This window comes from Streptomyces sp. CGMCC 4.7035, from assembly GCF_031583065.1.
GTDB lineage: Bacteria > Actinomycetota > Actinomycetes > Streptomycetales > Streptomycetaceae > Streptomyces > Streptomyces yaanensis.
In genome coordinates, this window is record NZ_CP134053.1 from 4,830,556 (window position 1) to 4,849,910 (window position 19,355).

The 19,355-nt window shown below is 68.2% G+C and carries 16 protein-coding genes and 1 pseudogene; 10 read left to right on the plus strand and 7 right to left on the minus strand.

Annotated elements, in window-relative coordinates; translation table 11 throughout:
• Positions 1-35: 35 nt before the first annotated feature.
• From Q2K21_RS20825 to Q2K21_RS20845, 5 genes are all read left to right on the plus strand, one after another.
• The gene (locus Q2K21_RS20825; protein ID WP_310773195.1) at positions 36-926 is read left to right on the plus strand and encodes an LLM class F420-dependent oxidoreductase; all 891 of its coding nucleotides are present in this window, start codon (positions 36-38) and stop codon (positions 924-926) included.
• 165 nt (positions 927-1,091) lie between these two features.
• Positions 1,092-1,517, plus strand: a complete 426-nt coding sequence (locus Q2K21_RS20830) for a GNAT family N-acetyltransferase (protein ID WP_310773197.1) — start codon at positions 1,092-1,094, stop codon at positions 1,515-1,517.
• 144 nt (positions 1,518-1,661) lie between these two features.
• Positions 1,662-2,996 carry a hemolysin family protein gene (locus Q2K21_RS20835; protein ID WP_310773200.1) on the plus strand — a complete coding sequence of 445 codons (1,335 nt, stop codon included), beginning with the start codon at positions 1,662-1,664 and terminating at the stop codon, positions 2,994-2,996.
• Positions 2,993-4,006, plus strand: a complete 1,014-nt coding sequence (locus tag Q2K21_RS20840) for a hemolysin family protein (RefSeq protein ID WP_310773202.1) — start codon at positions 2,993-2,995, stop codon at positions 4,004-4,006. Before Q2K21_RS20835 ends, Q2K21_RS20840 begins: the two co-directional genes overlap by 4 nt.
• A gap of 440 nt (positions 4,007-4,446) precedes the next feature.
• Positions 4,447-5,286, plus strand: coding sequence for a GDSL-type esterase/lipase family protein (locus Q2K21_RS20845; protein ID WP_310773204.1), 840 nt, complete (start codon positions 4,447-4,449; stop codon positions 5,284-5,286).
• A gap of 305 nt (positions 5,287-5,591) precedes the next feature.
• Here Q2K21_RS20845 and Q2K21_RS20850 read toward each other — a convergent pair whose 3' ends face one another.
• Positions 5,592-6,926: a M1 family metallopeptidase gene (locus tag Q2K21_RS20850; RefSeq protein ID WP_310773207.1), complete on the minus strand. Its 1,335-nt coding sequence runs from the start codon at positions 6,924-6,926 to the stop codon at positions 5,592-5,594.
• Between the two features lie 203 nt (positions 6,927-7,129).
• Between Q2K21_RS20850 and Q2K21_RS20855 the strand changes: the two genes are divergently transcribed.
• Both Q2K21_RS20855 and Q2K21_RS20860 read left to right on the plus strand, forming a co-directional pair.
• Positions 7,130-7,348, plus strand: coding sequence for a hypothetical protein (locus Q2K21_RS20855; RefSeq protein WP_310773209.1), 219 nt, complete (start codon positions 7,130-7,132; stop codon positions 7,346-7,348).
• A gap of 179 nt (positions 7,349-7,527) precedes the next feature.
• Positions 7,528-8,481: a hypothetical protein gene (locus tag Q2K21_RS20860; protein WP_310773211.1), complete on the plus strand. Its 954-nt coding sequence runs from the start codon at positions 7,528-7,530 to the stop codon at positions 8,479-8,481.
• A 54-nt stretch (positions 8,482-8,535) separates the two neighbouring features.
• Here the strand turns inward: Q2K21_RS20860 and Q2K21_RS20865 are convergent, their stop codons facing one another.
• Complete coding sequence (locus Q2K21_RS20865; protein ID WP_310773214.1) at positions 8,536-9,003, minus strand: GNAT family N-acetyltransferase; 468 nt, start codon at positions 9,001-9,003, stop codon at positions 8,536-8,538.
• Positions 9,004-9,126: 123 nt separating this feature from the next.
• On the opposite strand from Q2K21_RS20865, the gene Q2K21_RS20870 reads away from it, so the two are divergent.
• Positions 9,127-10,083, plus strand: coding sequence for a LysR family transcriptional regulator (locus Q2K21_RS20870; RefSeq protein WP_310773216.1), 957 nt, complete (start codon positions 9,127-9,129; stop codon positions 10,081-10,083).
• A gap of 281 nt (positions 10,084-10,364) precedes the next feature.
• Here the strand turns inward: Q2K21_RS20870 and Q2K21_RS20875 are convergent, their stop codons facing one another.
• Together Q2K21_RS20875 and Q2K21_RS20880 are read right to left on the minus strand one after the other, a co-directional pair.
• The gene (locus Q2K21_RS20875; RefSeq protein WP_310773218.1) at positions 10,365-11,435 is read right to left on the minus strand and encodes an RICIN domain-containing protein; all 1,071 of its coding nucleotides are present in this window, start codon (positions 11,433-11,435) and stop codon (positions 10,365-10,367) included.
• Positions 11,436-11,516: 81 nt separating this feature from the next.
• The gene (locus Q2K21_RS20880; RefSeq protein ID WP_310773221.1) at positions 11,517-12,944 is read right to left on the minus strand and encodes an endo-1,4-beta-xylanase; all 1,428 of its coding nucleotides are present in this window, start codon (positions 12,942-12,944) and stop codon (positions 11,517-11,519) included.
• Positions 12,945-14,418: 1,474 nt separating this feature from the next.
• Between Q2K21_RS20880 and Q2K21_RS20885 the strand changes: the two genes are divergently transcribed.
• On the plus strand, positions 14,419-15,885 hold the full coding sequence (locus Q2K21_RS20885; RefSeq protein WP_310773223.1) for a non-reducing end alpha-L-arabinofuranosidase family hydrolase: 1,467 nt from the start codon (positions 14,419-14,421) through the stop codon (positions 15,883-15,885).
• Positions 15,886-15,956: 71 nt separating this feature from the next.
• Here Q2K21_RS20885 and Q2K21_RS20890 read toward each other — a convergent pair whose 3' ends face one another.
• Positions 15,957-16,091, minus strand: coding sequence for a hypothetical protein (locus tag Q2K21_RS20890; RefSeq protein ID WP_310773226.1), 135 nt, complete (start codon positions 16,089-16,091; stop codon positions 15,957-15,959).
• 181 nt (positions 16,092-16,272) lie between these two features.
• Between Q2K21_RS20890 and Q2K21_RS20895 the strand changes: the two genes are divergently transcribed.
• Positions 16,273-16,611 (plus strand): DUF4326 domain-containing protein, encoded by a 339-nt coding sequence (locus tag Q2K21_RS20895; RefSeq protein WP_310773228.1) that lies wholly within the window; start codon positions 16,273-16,275, stop codon positions 16,609-16,611.
• 226 nt (positions 16,612-16,837) lie between these two features.
• On the opposite strand, the gene Q2K21_RS20900 is transcribed toward Q2K21_RS20895, so the two are convergent.
• Positions 16,838-17,392: a site-specific integrase gene (locus Q2K21_RS20900; RefSeq protein ID WP_386276161.1), complete on the minus strand. Its 555-nt coding sequence runs from the start codon at positions 17,390-17,392 to the stop codon at positions 16,838-16,840.
• Positions 17,393-17,641: 249 nt separating this feature from the next.
• Positions 17,642-19,171, minus strand: a pseudogene (locus Q2K21_RS20905) (ISAzo13 family transposase); the annotation flags it as partial.
• Positions 19,172-19,355 lie beyond the last annotated feature (184 nt).

Below are 19,355 nucleotides of genomic sequence, written 5' to 3' on the forward strand. Positions count from 1 at the left end.
CGCCTACTCAAGTCGCTTACAGCTGAGGAGAGTTCATGCCGCGCCCGTTCCGTTTCGGGGTCAATCTGCTCGAACCCGCGCCGGCCGATGAATGGCGCGCCAAGTGCCGCCGGGCCGAGGAGCTCGGCTACGACGTGATCCTCGTCCCCGACCATCTCGGCTGGCCGGCGCCGTTCCCGGCGCTGGTCGCGGCGGCGGAGGCGACCGAGCGTCCCCGGGTGGGCACGTTCGTGCTCAACGCGGGCTTCTGGAACCCGACGCTGCTGGCCCGCGAGGTGGCCACGACGGACGCGCTGACCGGCGGTCGGCTGGAACTCGGCCTCGGCACCGGATACGTACCGGCCGAGCACGACAAGGCGGGCCTGCCGTACGGCTCGGCGAAGGAACGCGTGGACCATCTGCGGCGTACGGTCGAGGAGCTGGACCGGCTGCTCGGCTCGGACGAGCACCGGCCGCAACCCGTGCAGAAGCCGCGGGTGCCGGTACTGATCGGCGCCAACGGCGACCGGATGCTGAAGCTCACCGCCGAGCACGCCGACATCGCGGCGTTCACGGGGGCGCGTTCGGTGCCCGGGAGCGCGACCGGGCAGCTGGTGCCGATCGCCGCCGAGGAACTCGACGAGCGCGTCGCCCTGTACCAGGAGTTCGCGGCGGGCCGCGAGGAACCGGCCGAGCTGAACCTGCTCATCCAGATGGTCGCGGTCACCGATGACCCCGAGAGCGCGGTCCGGCCACTGCTGGGCCGCCTGCCGGACCTGACCGCCGACCAGGCTCTGGCGCTGCCCATCATGCTGGTCGGCACCCTGGAGCAGGTGGTCGAGCAGGTGCGGGGGCGGCGTGAGCGGTACGGGTTCTCGTACCTGACCGTGCTGGAGCCGTACATGGAGGCGTTCGCGCCGGTGATCGAGGCGCTGCGCGGCGAGTAGCGGCCGGCACGGCGAACGAGCAGCCGTCCGCACCACGAACGAACAACCATCCGCACCACGAACGAGCAGCCGACCGCACGGCGAACGAGTGGCCGACGGGAGGGCCACATCGTCCGCATGCTGAAATTCCGCGTCCGGCTCTCCCCCGCGTGCTGTGATCCCCGCATGAAGGATCTTCGGATACGGGCCGCCGGGCCCGAGGACCTCGACACCGTGCTGGCCTTCTGGAAGACCGCCGCCGAGGGCACGAGCATCAGCGACGACCGGGACGGCGTGGAGCGGCTCGTCGCCCGCGACCCCGAGGCGCTGATCCTCGCCGAGCAGGGCGGCGAGCTGGTCGGCACGGTGATCGCGGGCTTCGACGGCTGGCGCTGCCATCTGTACCGGCTCGCGGTGCACCCCGGTCGGCGCCGTCGCGGGATCGGCTCGACGCTCCTGGCCGCCGCGGAGGAGCGGTTCGTACGGCTCGGGGGGCGCCGCGGGGACGCGATGGTGCTACAGCGCAACGAGACCGCCCATCATGCCTGGCGGGCCGCCGGGTACACGCCCGAGGAGCACTGGCGGCGCTGGGTGAAGCCCCTCGCGAACTGAATCACTTTGCCGGTCCTTTACCATGGGGGGACCGAATCGTCCCACCATGGAAAGGTGTGAGCGTCCGCCCATGGGCGAGCCTCCCAGTAACCGACATCGCGCGGTCGTCGCGTCCCTGGCCGATCCTGGGACGGAGGTGACCCGATGACCGAAGTCCTCCTGCTGCTGGTGGCGGTCCTGCTCTCGCTCGCCTGCGGTGGCTTCGTCGCGGCGGAGTTCTCGCTCACCACGGTCGAGCGCAGCGAGCTGGAACACGCCGCTGCGCGTGGTGAGCGCGGTGCGCAGGGCGCCCTCAAGGCCGTACGGAATCTGACGTTCCAGCTTTCCGGTGCCCAGCTCGGCATCACGGTCACCAACCTGGTGGTCGGCATGCTCTCCGAGCCGTCGATCGCCAAGCTGATCGCGGGCCCGCTTCAGTCGCTGGGCATGTCGCGCTCCACGTCCACAACCGTCGCCCTCGTCATCGGCACCGGCCTGTCGACCGTGTTCCTGATGGTGGTCGGCGAGCTGGTGCCCAAGAACTGGGCGATCTCCTCACCGCTGGCCGTGGCCAGACGCGTGGGCACTCCGCAGCGCTGGTTCAGCGCCGCGTTCCGCCCGTTCATCACGCATCTGAACAACACGGCCAACCATTTCGTCCGCCGCTTCGGGATCGAACCGGCCGAGGAGCTGGCCTCCGCACGCGGTCCACAGGAGCTGGTGGCGCTCGCCCGGCACTCCGCGAAGGAGGGCGCCCTGGAGCCGGACACCGCCGAGCTGTTCGTCCGCACCCTCAATCTCGCCGACCTGACCGCCGAGAACGTGATGACCCCGCGTGTCCAGGTCGTCGCCCTCGATGTCCAGGCGACCTGCGAGGACGTGGCGAACGCGACGCGCGCTACGGGTCTGTCCCGCTTCCCCGTCTATCGCGGCAACCTGGACTCGGTCGTCGGCATCGCCCACATCAAGGACGTCCTGACCGTGCCCGCCGACGAACGGCCCCTCCGTCAGGTGTCGCAGGTGACGCGCGAACCCCTGTTCGTCCCCGAGTCCCTCACCGTCGACCGGCTGCTGGACCGGCTCTCCGGCAAGAACACCATGGCCGTGGTCATCGACGAGTACGGCGGCACCGCCGGGGTCGCCACGCTGGAGGACATCGTCGAGGAGGTCGTCGGCGAGGTACGGGACGAGCACGACCCGCACGAGACATCCGACCTGGCGCCCGCCGGCACCGACGATGCCGGCCTGACCCTGTACTCGGCCGACGGCTCCGCTCGCGTCGACCAGCTCGCACGGGTCGGACTGCGGGTGCCCGAGGGCCCGTACGAGACGCTGGCCGGTCTCATCGCCACGGAACTCGGCCGCATACCGGCCAAGGGCGACAGCATCGAGGTCGCCGGGTGGCGCCTCGACGTGGTCGACGCGTCGGGCCGCCGGGCCGCGCGCGTGCTCATGCACGCGCCGCCCGCCGCCGACGCCGAGGAGGAGGGGAAGCGGTGACCGTCGTACAGCTGCTGATCGGTCTGCTGACGCTCGTCGCGAACGCCTTCTTCGTCGGCGCCGAGTTCGCGCTGATCTCCGTGCGCCGCAGCCAGATCGAGCCGCACGCCGAGGCGGGCGACCGGCGGGCGCGCAGCGTCCTGTGGGGTCTGGAGCACGTGTCGGCGCTGCTGGCGGCCGCACAGCTGGGCATCACCCTGTGCACCCTGGTCCTCGGTGTGGTCGCGGAGCCCGCGATCGAACATCTGCTGGAACCGGTGTTCCACGCGGTGGGCATCCCGGAGAGCGCGGGCCGCGCCGTGTCGTTCGTGATCGCGCTGGCCCTGGCGACGTATCTGCACATGCTGCTCGGCGAGATGGTGCCGAAGAACATCGCGCTCGCGGAACCGGTGCGCCTGGCGCTGCTGCTCGGCCCGCCGCTGGTCGCCCTGTCCCGGACGCTGCGCCCGGTGATCTTCACCGTGAACACCTTCGCGAACGGTCTGCTCGCGCTGTTGCGGGTGGAGACGAAGACCGAGGTCACGGCCACGTTCTCGGACGACGAACTGGCACGCCTCGTCAAGGACTCCGGCGACGCGGGACTCATCGACGACCGTGCGCGGGAGCGGCTCCACGACGCCCTGGAACTGGGCCGTCGGCCCGTGCGCGACGTGGTGGTACCGCTGGAACGCGCTGTCTACGCGCGCGTGGGCATCACTCCGGAGCAGTTGGAGCGCCTGTCGGCCGAGTCCCGGTTCTCGCGCTTCCCCGTCGTGGACGAGGGCCGGCGGATCGTCGGCTATCTGCATGTCAAGGACGCGCTGGACGCGTCACCACGGGACAAACCGTTCCGGCTGCGGGACATGCGCCCCATCGCGCGGGTCCGGGAGAACACGCCACTGGACGACGTACTCACGGCCATGCGCGGCAGCCGTACGCACCTGGCAGCGGTCCTGGGCGCAGACGGACGACTGGCGGGGCTGGTGACGATGGAAGACGTGCTGCGGGAGCTGTTCGGGCAGCCGGTTTGAGCGGGGGCCGACGGCGTTTCCCGGGCGGAACAGACGCGAGCCGCGGCGCACGGCCGCCCTGAGCCCAAGCGGGCCGACCGACGCGGACCACGGCCAGTAGCCGCCCTGAGCCCGGGTCGGCCGGCCGACCCGGGCCACGGCCTGCAACCGCCCTGGACCCAAGCGGGCCGGCCCACGCGGACCACGGCCTATAGCCGCCCTGAGCCAGGGTGGATTGGCCGATGCGGCAACGGCCGCCCGTGGGTCCCCGTGAGCAACGGCAGGTCCGCGCGGCGCGATGGCCCCGCGATGGCCCCGCGCGGATCAGCCGACCGGGCCCGAGGTACCGCGTCCCGAACGGCCGGCCAGGCCGGCCGTTCGGCGTCGGGCGCGGCCAAGGGGGCGGCATGGGCAGGGTGACCGACCGGCGGGTATGCCCGCGGGATAGCATCTACGGCGCCATGCAGACGAAACCCACGTACACCAGCCTGGTCGCGGTCGGCGACTCCTTCACCGAGGGCATGTCGGATCTGCTCCCCGACGGTACGTACCGCGGCTGGGCCGATGTCCTCGCAAGCCGGATGGCCGCACGGACACCAGAATTCCGCTATGCCAACCTCGCCGTGCGCGGCAAGCTGATCCGGCAGATCGTCGACGAGCAGGTGGACCTCGCCGCGGCGATGCGGCCCGATGTGATCACACTGGTCGGCGGACTCAACGACACGCTGCGACCCAAGTGCGACATGGGCCGCGTCAGGGACCTGTTGACGGAGGCCGTGGAGCGGCTCGCCCCCTCGTGCGAACAGCTCGTCCTGATGCGCAGCCCCGGCCGCCAGGGCCCGGTTCTCGAACGCTTCCGCCCCCGTATGGAGGAGCTGTTCACCTGCGTCGACGAGCTGGCCGCGCGGCACGGCGCGCTCGTGGTCGACCTGTACGGGGCGCCGTCGCTCGCCGACCCGCGCCTGTGGGACGTGGACCGGCTGCATCTGACGGCCGAAGGACACCGCCGGGTGGCGGAGGCCGTGTGGCAGACGCTGGGGTACGAGGCGGAGGATACGGAGTGGCGCACACCGCTCCCGCCCACCGCGCCGCCGAACTGGCTCGCCCGCAGGACCGCGGACGTCCGCTTCACCCGGCAGCACCTGCTGCCCTGGATAGGACGGCGGCTGACGGGCCGCTCATCGGGGGACGGCCGGACAGGCGCCCAGGTGAGCGCTGAGCTGGGCAAAGCTTTCTGGGTCACCCCTGCGGACCACACAAACCCCGGCCCTGTGACGGACTGGCGACAGGTGTCGCCCTAACCCGGAGGCGCCTTGCCCCGGGAGAAGAGCCTCCGGTCCAGACCAAGGCGCATCGCGACGCGCAGACCGAGGCCATGACTGCACCGTCTCGGCTGACGTGCCCACCATGCCTGGCACGGCGCCCACGAGGCAGGCAGCCACTGACACCAAACCCGTAACGAAAAGGCCCCCGCCTCACTCGCCGAGGACGGGGGCCTTCCCCATGTACGCCTACCGCTGCTCGGGACATGCCGTCTGCCGGCCCGGCACGAGGGCGTAGCGGCCCTCTCCCGCTAGGTCGACCGGCGCGAGCATGCAACACGCCGTCACCAGATGTGGCGTGCCTCCCAGAAGGGGGCGAGGTCCTTGTCCGTCATGGACTGGGCGGCCTTCTTGAAGTCAGCGGTGGTGGACACGCCGTACCAATGGTCCTTGGCGTAACGCTTGAGCAGTCGGGCCATGGTGCCGGAACCGACTGTGCGTTCCAGATCGGCCAGGGCGCAGGGCCCGGCTGTGTAGATGAGGTGATATGTGCCGGGGTGTTGCGACCAGTAGGCCATGGAGCCGGTCAGCGAGATGTTGTCGTCGGGCCAGTAGACGTCCGACCAGCAGTCGCGGGTGTCCCAGCCGTAGAAGCGGGCATTGGCGTACTGAGCGAAGCTTTCATCCAGCCACGGTGAGGAGTACTCGTCGTTGCCGACGATGCCGTACCACCACTGGTGCGCCACCTCGTGGACGGCGGCGCCGCCTTCTTCGGTGGTGCCGAGGAGGACGAGGCCGGGATACTCCATGCCACCGCCGAACTGGCTGGTCATCACGAGGTCGATCTCGTCGTACGGGTAACGGCCGAACTCCCGGCCGAACCGGTCGATCGCGGCGACAGCATCCACGCGGTTGACGTGCACGCCCGCGGCAGGGGTGTCGGGCGCCCAGTACGACTTCACGAGCACTCCCCCGGCCGTGGTATCGGTCGCCATGCGAAACGGGCCCGCCGCCCAGGCGAAGTCCCGCACTCGCTCCGCGACGCTGAGCGTGACCGTACGGCCGGCGCGACCAGGGAACGTTCGGGTGTGGCCGGTCGCCGGCACCTTCAGGGACGACGGGTGGTCGAGTCGGACACGGAAGTCGCTGGTCAGGGCGTAGAAGCTCTCGCCGACCGACACGTAGGGGTCGAGATGCCACCCCTTCGTGTCATGCACGGCGAGCACCGGCAGCGCGTTGCCGAGGAAGCGGTAGGCGCCATCGTGGCCGAAGCGGGCATTACGGTCCGGCACAGTGATCGAGACGTCGAAGGCGATGGACGTCCGCATATTGCGCGCGAGCGGCCTCGGTAGCGCTATACGCAGAGCTGTGCAGTTCACACCGAGATGGTTCGGTGTGCCACCGCGTACCCTCGTCACCGTGACGGGAGAGGGCGCAGCGGGCGTACCGCATTTGTCCTCGCCGTTGCCCCACAGACGTAGGTACACCTCGCGCAGAGGCTGATCGGACCCGTTCCGGAACGACACCCGCTGCCGTCCCGTCCAGTGGCTGCCGTCGGCGTCGGATCGCAGGACCACGTCGTAGCGAGCGCGATCGGGCGTCGCGGCGGCCGTGGATAATCCCTGTCCCGGCGCCGCGCTCGCATCACTCATACCGCCGCCCAGTGCCGTGAACAGCATGAACAACACGGTGAACAGACGACGACCGGACCTGGGCGAACATATGGATGACGGTGACATGCCAGCGGATACTGTCACATCACACCGCCAGTGGACCCCACTTGGACAGAACTGTCCGTGGAAGGAGGTGCGGTCGCGGCGAAGTGGGTTCGAGCGCTCGATTGTCCCGGCCCTGGGCCTTCCCGACAAGCAACGCTCGAGGCATGTGCGGCGAACGCGGCCCTGCGCCATTCGCGTTCCGGGTGATCGCAGTCGTCGCCGAGGAGCATCCACGCTGCCCGTCCCACAACCTGATGACTGCCGCCCGGGCACGCGCCCGCGTCATCGGCTCCGGCCGCGCGCTGCGGCTGCGCGTCGAAGCAGCCTCACTGCTCGATGACCTCGGCCACAGCGTCCGCATCCGCTTCCTGGCAGCAGCGTGACGGACAAACCACCGGGCCCCCGCGGGACCTGCCTTCCCGAAACCCATCCCGCCCATGCCGGCTGAGGTCTGCGCGGCCTGAAGGACGGGGCCCGCACACGTTCAGCCAGGGCACGTCACAACGCGGCGAAACGGTCTGACGCGGCATTAAGATCTCCGAACCGATTATGGGGGGGCAACGTGGCCATCGACGTAGTCGACGCCGTCAGGCTCGTGAAGACGAACCGACAGAGGGACAAGCGTCTGCTTGAGTGCGAGGAGGAACTCGATCGGCGGGCCGCCAAGGAGAACGCTGCCCTGCAGGAGGCACGGCAGACGCTCTACGACGAAGCCCTCGTCCCCTTCCGTGACGTCTATCAGCGTCTCAAGCACGTCGAGCCGGTCGAGCCGGCCCCGATCGAGAGGCCAACCGCCGGCGACAAGGCGGGCATCGAACCTCGGCAGCCTCGCAAAATTACCGTGCCGCCCGCCGTCCGCATCCTGGCAGGCGGCGCCCTCCTGGTAGCCGTCCCGCTCGTCGTTGGTCACACTGCCAAGGCAGGCTCCTATCGCGCGGTGCGAACCTTCGCCTCCGCCTCCACCGGCAGGCCGATCAAGACACTGCACGGGGCGGCGGCCCGCAACGCCACAGAAGCGTGGTTCGGCCTCGGGCCCATTGGGGCGGGCGGAGGCGGGAGGGCGGCTGGGAAAAGGTTGCTGGACAAGATCGAGACGACTTCGGCCCACCTCACGCGGGAAGCCATTGCGAAGTGGCAGACCCAGGCGCTCAAAGAAAGCCAGCAGAAGAAGGCACGAGACCTGGATCGGCGCGAGACGAAGACGACGATGAGGCAGGGCGAGGCCCCCGCGCTGCATGAGCGCAGCAAGGACATGCAGCGCGTCCTGCAGGACCTCCGGTGCGCGCTGGTGAGACGGCTCCCGTCATTCACCACACTGGTCGAAGCGTGCGACGACTTCGCCCGATACGACTCCCGTCAGCGCGCAGAGGTGGCGGCGATAGTCGATCTCGACGGCCTCGCCGTCAGGGTCATGAATTGCCCGATCACTGATGCAGACGGACGGCTGACCGAGGAATCGGGGCAGGTCGTCGCCGACGCCGAGGCCCGACTCCGGGCGATGGAAACCGAGTCGTGAGCTCAGCTCCGGTACCTCGTCCGCTCGGGCTGCCGATTCGTAGAGCAGCTTCCGTCACTTCAGTTCCATGAGGATGTCAGCGCGGGCGTAATAGTCGGCCACCGGGAGACGGTTGCGGGTGATCCTGACGAACCCGGCCTCCTCGTACAGGTGGATGGCGGGAGCCAGCTTGCTGTTTGTGCCGAGGAACAGTCGGGTCGCACCACGTGCCTGGGCACGGTCGGTCGCTGCGGCTATGAGTTGGCGGCCGATGCCGCGTCCCTGCGCGGCGGGGGCCACGGCCATCTTCGCCAGCTCGAACACGGCGTCCGGATAAGCCAAAAGCGCGACGCACCCGACAACGGCGCCCCTGCCCTGCTCGCGCGCCACGAGCACATCACCGCCCGGGCCCACGATGCGGCCGAACGGATCTCCGAGAACCGCCCGGTCCTCTTCCTGAAGGGTGAACAGGCGGGAGATCCACTCCTCGTTCAACGCGCGGAACGCGTCGGCATCACTTTGCGAGGCGATCGAGGAGACCACGGCGGGAGCAGAGGTGTGCGGCATGAGGCGGGTTTCCCTTCGTGTGTAGCTCCCCGCTAGCCTCCGGCCCTACTTACCCATATGTCCAATACAAGCAATAGCCCATATCAATAAGCTTGAACTATGGATCAGCGAATCGAGCTCCGCCACCTGCGGTACTTTCTGGCTGTGGCCGAGGAACTCCACTTCGGCCGTGCCGCCCAGCGGCTGAACATCGCTCAGCCCGCCCTGTCCCAGCAGATCAGGCAGCTCGAGAAGATCGTCGGTGTCGAGCTGTTCCGGCGGACCTCTCGAAGCGTCCGCCTCACAGACGCGGGAGCGACGTTCCAGCCACGGGCGAGGGACCTTCTGGGCCGTCTGGCGGCCGACGTCGACGAGGCCGGCCGTGTCGGGCGCGGCGAGGCCGGTCGCCTGGATGTCGCCTTCATCACTTCCGCCACCGCGATCGTCAGCGAACGGCTCCGTGAATTCTCCCGCTGCCGTCCAGACGTCCAGGTCAAACTGCACGACGGCTTCACCGTCGATGTCCTGGCGGCCCTGGAACGGGGCACGGCCGACATCGGTATCGTGCGAGATGCTGAGAAGCGAGACGACATCGACCTTTCCCTGCTGACAACGGAACGGTTCGTCGCCGTCATCCCCACAGACCACCCCGCCGCAAGGGCTGATCATGTGGCAGCAAAGGCGCTGGCCGCTGACCCGCTGATCCTGTTCCCGCGTTCAGCAGGAGCCCAGGCGTTCGACGTGAACACACAGCCGTTGCGGGACGCCGGCATCGACGTCCAGGTCGCGCAAGAGTGCTCGAACTGGCACACCATCATCATGTTCGTCGCCGCCGGCCTTGGCGTCACCATCGCCCCATACAGCGTCACGACACTGCTCCCCGCAGGCGCCCAACGTCTTGAACTCGACGGACCTCCCACAATGAGCCGGATCTTCATGGCCACCCGCCGAGGAGACAACCGTCCCCTCGTACAAGCCTTCATCGCAGCATCCGAGTCCGTGACAGGTCGCGGCCACGACCGGACGACGAGAGCCCGGGGTGGTGCGGGCAGCCAGCCGGTCTTGCGCCGTAGATGATCGCCACGTTCGTCCGGTACGCCGGCCGCGCGGCCGCGGTGGACCACTCCGCCGAGTACATCGCCGCCGACATGTCGTCGGTGATTCACACACGGCCGTCCTCGCCGAGGAACCCGCCAACCACGTCGGCATCCCTCCTCGAGGGCGTGTTCTTCGAACGCTGCTTGTTCCACGGTCCTGTTCGCCACCCGTGATCAGTCCGAAGGCGTGGGAGCTCTCCTGGTAGACGTCGACGGAGTGGAGCCAGGATGATCCTGGCTCCACTCCATGATGCGGGCATGTCACTGGAACTGTGCGAAGAACCTCCAGATCTCTGCCTTGGTCCAGGTGGCGACGCCGCTTTCGTTGGGGGAGCCGTCGACCGGACCGGGTATGTGGTCTCCGTCGAACGCGGCCCATTGGACCGGGTACCCGGCACGGCAGCCCGAGTAGGTGGTGGTGATGTGCGTTCGGCTGCCCGGCACGGGCTCGCGCGGGCTCTGGGGAGTGCAGCCGTTGTTGCTGACGAATCTGTCGCGCAGGGACCGTCCTTGCGTGATGTTGAGGACGGAGTCGCTGATGCCGTGGATTCCGAAGTAGGCGATGGGCTGGGTGCCGCCGCTACACCCGCTGGTCTCGGCGCCGGACATGACCGCGACGGCCCTGAAGACGTTCGCCCGGGAGCATGCGAGTGCGTAGCTCATGCCGCCGCCCCAGCTGAATCCCGTGGCGAAGAGCTGTGCCGTGTTGACGCAGAGGCCGCCCTCGATTTGCCGGATCATGTCGTCGACGAAGGTGACGTCCTCACCGCCCGCATTGGCCCAGCCGTTGCCGAGGCCCTGGGGGGCGACGAGGATAGCGGTGTTGTTCGACTGTTCCTGTTGGCCGTAGTAGGACCAGGCGTTCCCGCTCGCTCCGCCCGAGGCGACGTCGGCGGCGGTTCCGCCCCGCCAGTGGAACGCGAAGATCAGCCGGTAGGGGTGGCTGTTGTTGTAGTTGTCGGGAACCCTGAGGATGAAGCTGCGGCTCTTACCGCTGCTCTGAATCGTGTGCGTACCGCTCGTCAGAGTCGGGGCGCTGCCGCATCCGCCGCCACCCGACGACAGCTTGATCATCTGCCATTGCTGGTTGGCGCCGCCCCAGTCGGTGTACTGCACGACGTTGCCGCCGTCGGCGGTGGAGGCGCCCTGCACCTCCACCGCCTTGCCACTGTTGCGGTTGATCAGCCGGACGTGACCCGCGTCGGAGTCGGCCAGGCGGAACTGCTGGTTGGCCCCGTTACCGTCGGCCCACTGCTGGATCGCCCGGTCATCGCCGCGACAAGCATGCCGGTCGCGAGGGCCGCTGCCACCACGGCGGTGAACCGGGACCACCAGCGATGTCTTGGTGGAGGGGCGGGGGAAGCCGCACCGTACGTCTTCATCGATTCACTCCTTCCTTTGTGGCAGGTCCCATCAGGTGCGGGTCCAGCGCTGATTGCTGCCGTTCGAGCAGGAGTAGAGCTGGATCAGGGTGCCGTTGGCGGTGCCGCCTCCGACGGCGTCGAGGCAGAGGCCGGACTGGACGCCGACGATGGAACCGTCGGAGTTGAGGCGCCATTTCTGGTTGTCGCCACCCCAGCAGCTGTAGATCTGGACTTTGGTGCCGTTACCGGTGCCGGCGGCGTCCAGGCACTTGTTGCCGTAGACCCTGAGCTCGCCGGCGGCGGTGTACGTCCACTGCTGGTTGGTGGCGTTGTGGCAGTCCCACAGGTTGAGCTGGGTGCCGTCGGTGGTACTGCTCCCGGGCACGTCCAGGCAGCGGCCTGAACCGACGCCCTTGATCTGTCCGGAATCCGAAGGGGGCGTAGTGGAGCCGCCGTTGAGGGCGTTGAGGACGGCGGTGTAGGCGGGCTTCTTGCTGCCGTCGCCGTTGAACAGCAGAGGCGTGTCCTGCGATCGCCAGGAGTCGGTGTCGCGCACACCCCAGACGGTGATGCCCAGGCAGCGCGGGACGGCCAGGCAGTCGTTGGTCACGTTGGCGTAGGTCGTGGCCGAGGCGCCCTGGATGTCGAGTTCGGTGATGGCCACGTCGACACCGAGGGCGGCGAAGCTCTGCAGGGTGGTGCGGAAGTTGCTGTTGTAGGGACTGCCGCTGTTGAAGTGCGACTGGAAGCCGACGCAGTCGATCGGAACGCCGCGCTGCTTGAAGTCCCGGACCATGGCGTACACGGCCTGGGTTTTGGCCCAGGTCCAGTCCTCGATGTTGTAGTCGTTGTAGCAGAGCTTGGCGGCCGGGTCGGCGGCGCGCGCGGTGCGGAAGGCGACCTCGATCCAGTCGTTGCCGGTGCGCTGCAGGTTGGAGTCGCGCCGGGCTCCCGAACTGCCGTCGGCGAAGGCCTCGTTCACGACGTCCCACTGGGCGATCTTGCCCTTGTAGTGGGTCATCACGCCGTTGATGTGGTCGATCATCGCCTGGCGCAACGAACTGCCGCTGAGGCTCTGCATCCAGCCGGGCTGCTGGGAGTGCCAGGCCAGGGTGTGGCCGCGCACCCGCTTGCCGTTCTGCACCGCCCAGTTGTAGACGCGGTCACCGGCGGTGAAGTTGAACTGGCCCCGCTGGGGTTCGGTGGCGTCGATCTTCATCTCGTTCTCGGCCGTCACCGCGTTGAACTCGCGGGCCGCGATCGTCGTGTACGCCGAGTCGCCCAGCCTGCCCGAGGCGATGGCGGTGCCGAAGTAACGACCGCTCTGCGCCGCCGCGGCGCCGAGCGTGCTCTCGGCGGCATGTGCTCTCGGCGGCGCGACCAGTGCACCAACCAGACCGAAAACGCCGGCGAACAGCGCTATCACCAGACCGCGGATCCAGCGGACGGCGGGTGGGGGAATGGCATACGAGCCCATGACTGTGCCTCCAGGGTAGAAATCACGGAAGGACTGAAGTGCAGCGGAATGCGTCGTCCGCTCCCACTCGGCAGGCGGACGAGGCGGGCCGGAATCCGGGCATTACGGGATCACCGGACATCGCGGTCGTGCAGCCGGGACGATCTCGACCGGCGCGGACAGCACCCGGTCGGCCTCCGGGTGACGTACGGGGCATTCAGAGTGAAGGAGCCCTGGGAGCGGCAGGTCGCCGCTGGACCGTCCGACGGCCACGCCGATATCCCCGGGTTCTACCCCCCTTCGCAGGTCGAGCCCAGCGAAAGAGGGCCGGCAGACCCACCGAGAACTCCGGGTAGGTGAAGCTGGTCCAGCTGAGCCCGTACCCGAAGGGGAACAGCGGGGTCGGCCATGGACGTGCGGAGGGGAGCGGACTCGGCGGGGACGGCGAGCAACGCCGGCGCCAGGACGTGGAGGACGACCACGGCCGCGCGTACCGGACACGGGCGGCGGCGGTGTTTCGACAGAGGCATGGGGGTACTCCATCGCGGCTCAGCCGGGGGACCGCCACGCGGCGTCGCGTACCTCTCCAACTGCGCGAAGAGCCAGGATGCGCTGGCGCGAACCTCACCGGAACGGAAACGGGGTGGCGCGGGTGCTGTGGTGCACGGATCTGTCGTGCAGCACAGATTGCCCAGGGCCAGCGTCGTTCGCTATCTCGAACTATGACCGGCTTCCCAGACAGGGATGATTGAGGGATTGACGGTGGATCGTCAACACTCCCCGCAGAAGAAGTTTCCGTTCCCTGCTCGAAACTTTCCGGAATCCCGGCGAGTCGGACGGGGAACCGCCGGCCCCACAGCGCCGCCGCCGGCGGATGCCGTAGGACCGGGGCCCGGACGAGTGTGCTCATCACGAGGCGGTCGCCGCGCGCAGGGCCCGGACGAAAGGCTCGACCAGCACATCGGCGGACTCGCGCGCCCCCCCCGAGGCGACGGGGGCCACGTTCCGGCCGCCGCGCGAGGCCGAGTACCCGCCAGGGTCGGATGCTGCTTGCTCAACTCCTCTCCTCCGCGTGGGCGCCTTGGACCTGGCGAGCTGTATCGCAAACTTCCGGAGAACTTCCGGTCGAGAGGATGGCTCGGCAGACCCAAGGAGAGGCGCTGTTTATGGACAGATCGGCGACAGGACCTTGACCGGGAGGCCCCGCATTCCTAGCTTGTGGCGTCACAGAGTCCGAGAAGTTTCCGTAAGGTTTCCGAGACTGAACTGACATTTCCCGCCCCGTCACAACCGGCCGTCAGCTGGGGCGACTGAAGGCCGGACGCCGCTCTCATCTCGGCCCACGGCGAAGTGCTCCGGCCTGAGCGCCCAGAGCACCAGCTCTTCGGCATATGCGGCCGCCTTCGCGCCTCTGCCGTCCCTGACCCCCCGGCGCGGCCGCTCCGCGGTTCATCGGAGTCACCTCACCCCCGCCCCCAGAAAAGGAGGCCCCCTGATGTGGTTTCGCCGTCCGTCCCCGCTCCGTCCAAGCCGCATACTCGCCGTCCTTGCGCCCTTGCTGCTCGTGGCTACCTTCCTCGGTGCCCAGCCCGCCGACGCGGCGACCATCGACCCCAACGCCTCGTATGTGCTGGTCAACCGCAACAGCGGCAAGGCCCTGGACGTCTACAACCTGGCGACCGACGACGGCGCCCGCATCACCCAGTGGACCAGGAACGATCAGAACCAGCAGCAGTGGCAGTTCGTCGACTCCGGAGGCGGCTACTACCGCATCAGGTCCCGCCACTCCGGCAAGGTCCTGGACGTCCACAACTGGTCCACCGCGAACGGCGGCTCGATCGTCCAGTGGGCCGACTTGAATGCCACCAACCAGCAGTGGCGGCTGGCCGACAGCTCGGATGGCTACGTGAGGTTCATTTCGCGCCACAGCAACAAGGCCCTCGAAGTACAAGGTGCCTCCACCGCGGACAACGCGAACATCGTCCAGTACGACGACTGGGGCGGCGCCAACCAGCAGTGGCAGCTCGTCAAGGTCGGCGGCGGCACACCCGGCCCCTGCGATCTTCCATCGACATACCGCTGGACATCAACGGGCGCGCTGGCGCAGCCCAAGCCGGGGTGGGTCTCGCTCAAGGACTTCACCGTCGTTCCCTACAACGGCAGGCAACTCGTCTACGCGACGACGCACGACACAGGGACGAGCTGGGGTTCGATGAACTTCGGCCTGTTCACCAACTGGTCGGAGATGGCCTCGGCCGGCCAGAACACGATGTCAGCTTCCACCGTCGCGCCCACGCTCTTCTACTTCGCACCGAAGAACATCTGGGTGCTCGCCTACCAATGGGGTGGGACCGCCTTCTCCTACCGGACGTCGAGCGACCCCACCAACCCGAATGGCTGGTCATCCCAGCAGGTGCTCTTCTCCGGAAGCATCCCCGGCTCCGGGACCGGACCCATCGACCAGACGCTCATCGCTGACGGAACGAACATGTACCTGTTCTTCGCCGGTGACAACGGCAAGATCTACCGGGCCAGTATGCCGATCGGGAACTTCCCGGGCAGCTTCGGCACGAACTCGACAGTGATCATGAGCGATACGACGAACAACCTGTTCGAAGCCCCGCAGGTCTACAAGCTCCAGGGCCAGAACCGCTACCTCATGATCGTCGAGGCGATCGGCTCGCAGGGCCGCTACTTCCGCTCGTTCACAGCCCCCAGTCTGAACGGCTCATGGACACCTCAGGCCGCGACCGAGAGCAATCCCTTCGCCGGCAAGGCCAACAGCGGCGCCACCTGGACCAACGACATCAGCCACGGCGAACTGATCCGCACCAGCCCCGATCAGACCATGACCGTCGATCCCTGCCATCTGCAGTTGCTCTACCAGGGACGCAGCCCCAACTCCGGCGGCGACTACGGCCTCCTCCCCTACCGTCCGGGCCTGCTGACACTGCAGCGCTGACGGCGTGACACGGGTCCTGCTCCGGCATGGAGCCGGCGTGGCGGGCTCGGCGAAAGGCCGAGCCCGCCGGGTCACGCGACAACGGTGTTGACGACCTGGCCCTCCAGCGCGCGGACCACCCCACGGGCGATGCGGTGTCCCGACTCCTGCATGATGACGTCGTGGAAGGCGCGGTCGTGCTCCGCGTACCTGACGGGGTCGTCCACGAATCGGAGACCTTGGACCAGACGATGACGTCCCGCTCCACTCCACAACTCTTTGCCTTCCGGGGCTTAGGCTTGATCGCGCTGCGGTCCGGCGACGGCCGCCCGGCCAAGCGCCCGGATCTGCTGCCGTACGAGGGACCGGCCGCCTGGGGAGTACGGAACGCTGCGGAGGGAGTCCCGCGTGACCACCACGGTGATCAATCTGAAGGGCCACCTTGAGGAATTCGGCCCCCGGCTGGAGCACGCCCCCAAGGATGTCGTCTACATCGGCCGCCGCTTGACCAGGGGCGGCTGGGACCTCCCACAGCACCCCCTGTACAACCCGTTCCACATCGACACCCCAAAGAAGAAGCGCGACGGGACGCGGGCCCAGGTGATGGTCAAGTACCGGGAGTACCTCGAAGAACGCCCCGACCTGCTCGACCTGGTCCCCGGGCTCCGCGGCAAGACACTCGCCTGCTGGTGCGCGCCCGAGCTGTGCCACGGAAACATCCTGGCGGAGCTCGCGGACGGGTCATAGCCCCCGGTCCTCCGGTCCGCCGGTTTATCGGTCTACCGGTCGCGCGGCTTCCGCCGGTGGTGGGCCCGCGGCGGTTCCCGTGACGGGGGTCTCGTAGCTTCCGCCAAACCAGGCCCTGGCGCTGGCCTGCATGAATCGCCAGTAGAATCTGGACACCCTGTTCTACCTTCCACACCATCTTTGCAGGTCAGATGCCACGGAAGGTTAGCCAAGTGGAGATCATCTCTCACATTTTCTCACCGGACGCTTTTGGACCACCTCCGTGGAAGGCGTCCCATGCGGCCGCTGCGGCCCTCATATCCTCGGGTGCGACGTGGACGTACTTACGCTTCGTGAAGTTCGCGTTCGCGCGCCCCGCCCATGCAGCGAGCACGACATCGGGAACCCCGTTCACTGCGAGGTAGGTCAAGCAGGAGTGCCGGGCGTCGTACAGGCGCACCTGCCGCAGGCCGAGCCGCCGCATGAGTCTGTAGGCATGCTCCCGCAGCTGCCGTGTGTTCAGAGGGAGACCGAGCTCGTTGACGACGACGTAGCCGGTGTCCGTGTATCCCTCGCCCGCGGCGAGCTTCTCCCGGGCCTGCTGTGCCTTGAACTTCTTCAGGGCCTCCCACGGCCACTGCGGCAGCGGCAGAGCGCGTTCCCCGGCCGCGGTCTTGGCATCCTTCTCCAGCACCTTGACGTTGCCAATCATCGTCCTGGTGTTGGTCATCTCCAGGACACCGAGCTGCAGGTCGATGTCGAGCCAGCGCTGCCCGCACACCTCGGCCGGACGCAGGCCCATCAGGCTCAGGGAGCTGCCGAACAATAACTCCTTGATTTTGGTGAGGATTACGGGGGTGTGAGGTTGTGCCCGGCGATCTCGGCGAGCTGTTGTGCCGTGGTCACGGTGAGGGCGCCGACCGGGACCGTGTACCCGAGCGCTACCGGCGTGACTTCCTCGTCGAGAACGGGCTCGCCTTCCCGCGCGGCATCCACTACGAGCTGTCCCATGGCCGACGCGCGCGGCCGACATGTACGGCCGGTCGTCCGCGGTGAGTACGGGTGTGGCCTCCCGGAGGGTCGCGCCGATCCGGCTCTTGGCCAGGCCGGTTGCCTCGGCGAGTGGCGTCTGTGCCATGGACCAGCGCTTCGTGAGGAGGAAGACGACAAGCTGGTCAGCGACGGAGAGTCGTCTGCTGCCGGCGCCGGGGCCGCCGTCGGGGCGTTTGCCGGGCAGGAAGATCGGCGGGTGCTCGGCACACCAGGCTTGGTAACGGGCGGCGAGATCGTCGAAGGCGGCGGGTTCGAGTCCGGTGAGGCTGGGGTGCCGCAGCCACCTGGGGAGCTTGTCGCCGGTGGGAAAGCGTCCGAACTCGACGCGGGGTGGGGCCAATTCAGGAGCGAGCGGTTCGGGGCGCAGGGTGTAGTTCCACGTGCCGTGCCACTCGTGCGGCGTCAGGGGCAGGCGTTCCATGACGGTGTCGGGGACGGTGATGCCGGTGGGGTAGGCGCCGGGGTCGAGCTCGGCGTGGACGGACAGTCCGCTGCGTGTCGTGGTCGCTCCGATGGTGCTGACGACGACTTCGTGGCTGGTCAGGAGCCTGCCACGCCAGTTGATGCTGATCTGTGAGAACAGCCGGTGCTCTATTTTGTTCCATTTCGATGTTCCCGGTGGAAAGTGACAGACAGTCACTTCGAGGCCCGTCTCGTAGGCGAAGTCCGCGAGTTCCTTCTTCCAGGCGCGCACACGGTAGCCGTTGGAGCCTCCGGCGTCGGCGGTGACCAGCAGGCGGGAAGCGTGCGGGTAACGGCGGCGCCCCTCACCGTTCCACCAGCGGCGCAAAGTGGCCACCGCGAAGGCAGAGGTGTCCCCGTCGCAGCCCACCGACACCCAGCCGGTATCCGCGCCGATGTCGTAGATCCCGTACGGCACCGCTTTCTGGGCGCCCTTCTCGGGGAAGTCGTGTGCGCGGACCTGCACCGGCTGTCCGGCGCGGTGCCACTCGCGTCCGGCGACCGCGTAGTTACCCAGCGTCTCCTTCTTCTTGGCATCCACGCTGATGACCGGCTGCCCGTCGGCGAGGTACGCCGTGACCTGGTCGTTGATATAGCGGAACTGGGCGTCCCGGTCCGGATGCCGGGCCCCCTCGGTGGTCCTGGAGGTGCCCTGCAAAGAGAAGCCCTCCGCCTTCAACAGCGCGGCCACCGTGTCCGAACCGACCCGGTGCCCCTGACGCGTCAGCTCGGCCGCCAGATTCCGGGTGGACTTCACCGTCCACAGCAGCGGAGATTCCGGGTCGCCGCGCTGGTCCGGCTCGACCAGAGCCAGCAACGCGGGCATCAGCCCCGGATCGGCCTCCCGCAAGGGCTTCCGACCCGCGCCCAGTGCCCGGACCCGGCCAGCGGGCTCCTCCGCGTGCTCCAGCTCCCGCTTCCCGCGCGACACCGTGGACTCCGCCACCCCGGCCGCTCCGGCCACCATGCGGATCCCGCCGTGGCCCAGAACGCGGGCCGCGGCGCCAAGCGTCAGTCGCTGCTGGCGCTCATCGAGATGCGGCAGCAACAGCCCGAACGCATCCACCAGCTCTGCCTTCGTCCCCTCCGACACCCCCGCATCCTACGACCCAACAGCCCACGAAAACCGAAGAGTTATTGTTCGGCAGCTCCCAGGGCTTCGGCGTAGTCGCGTGACGCCCGGTTCGTGACGGTCTGTCGGTTCGGCAATGCCCCGGAACGTGACAGGCACGGCTTCCAAGATCATGGAG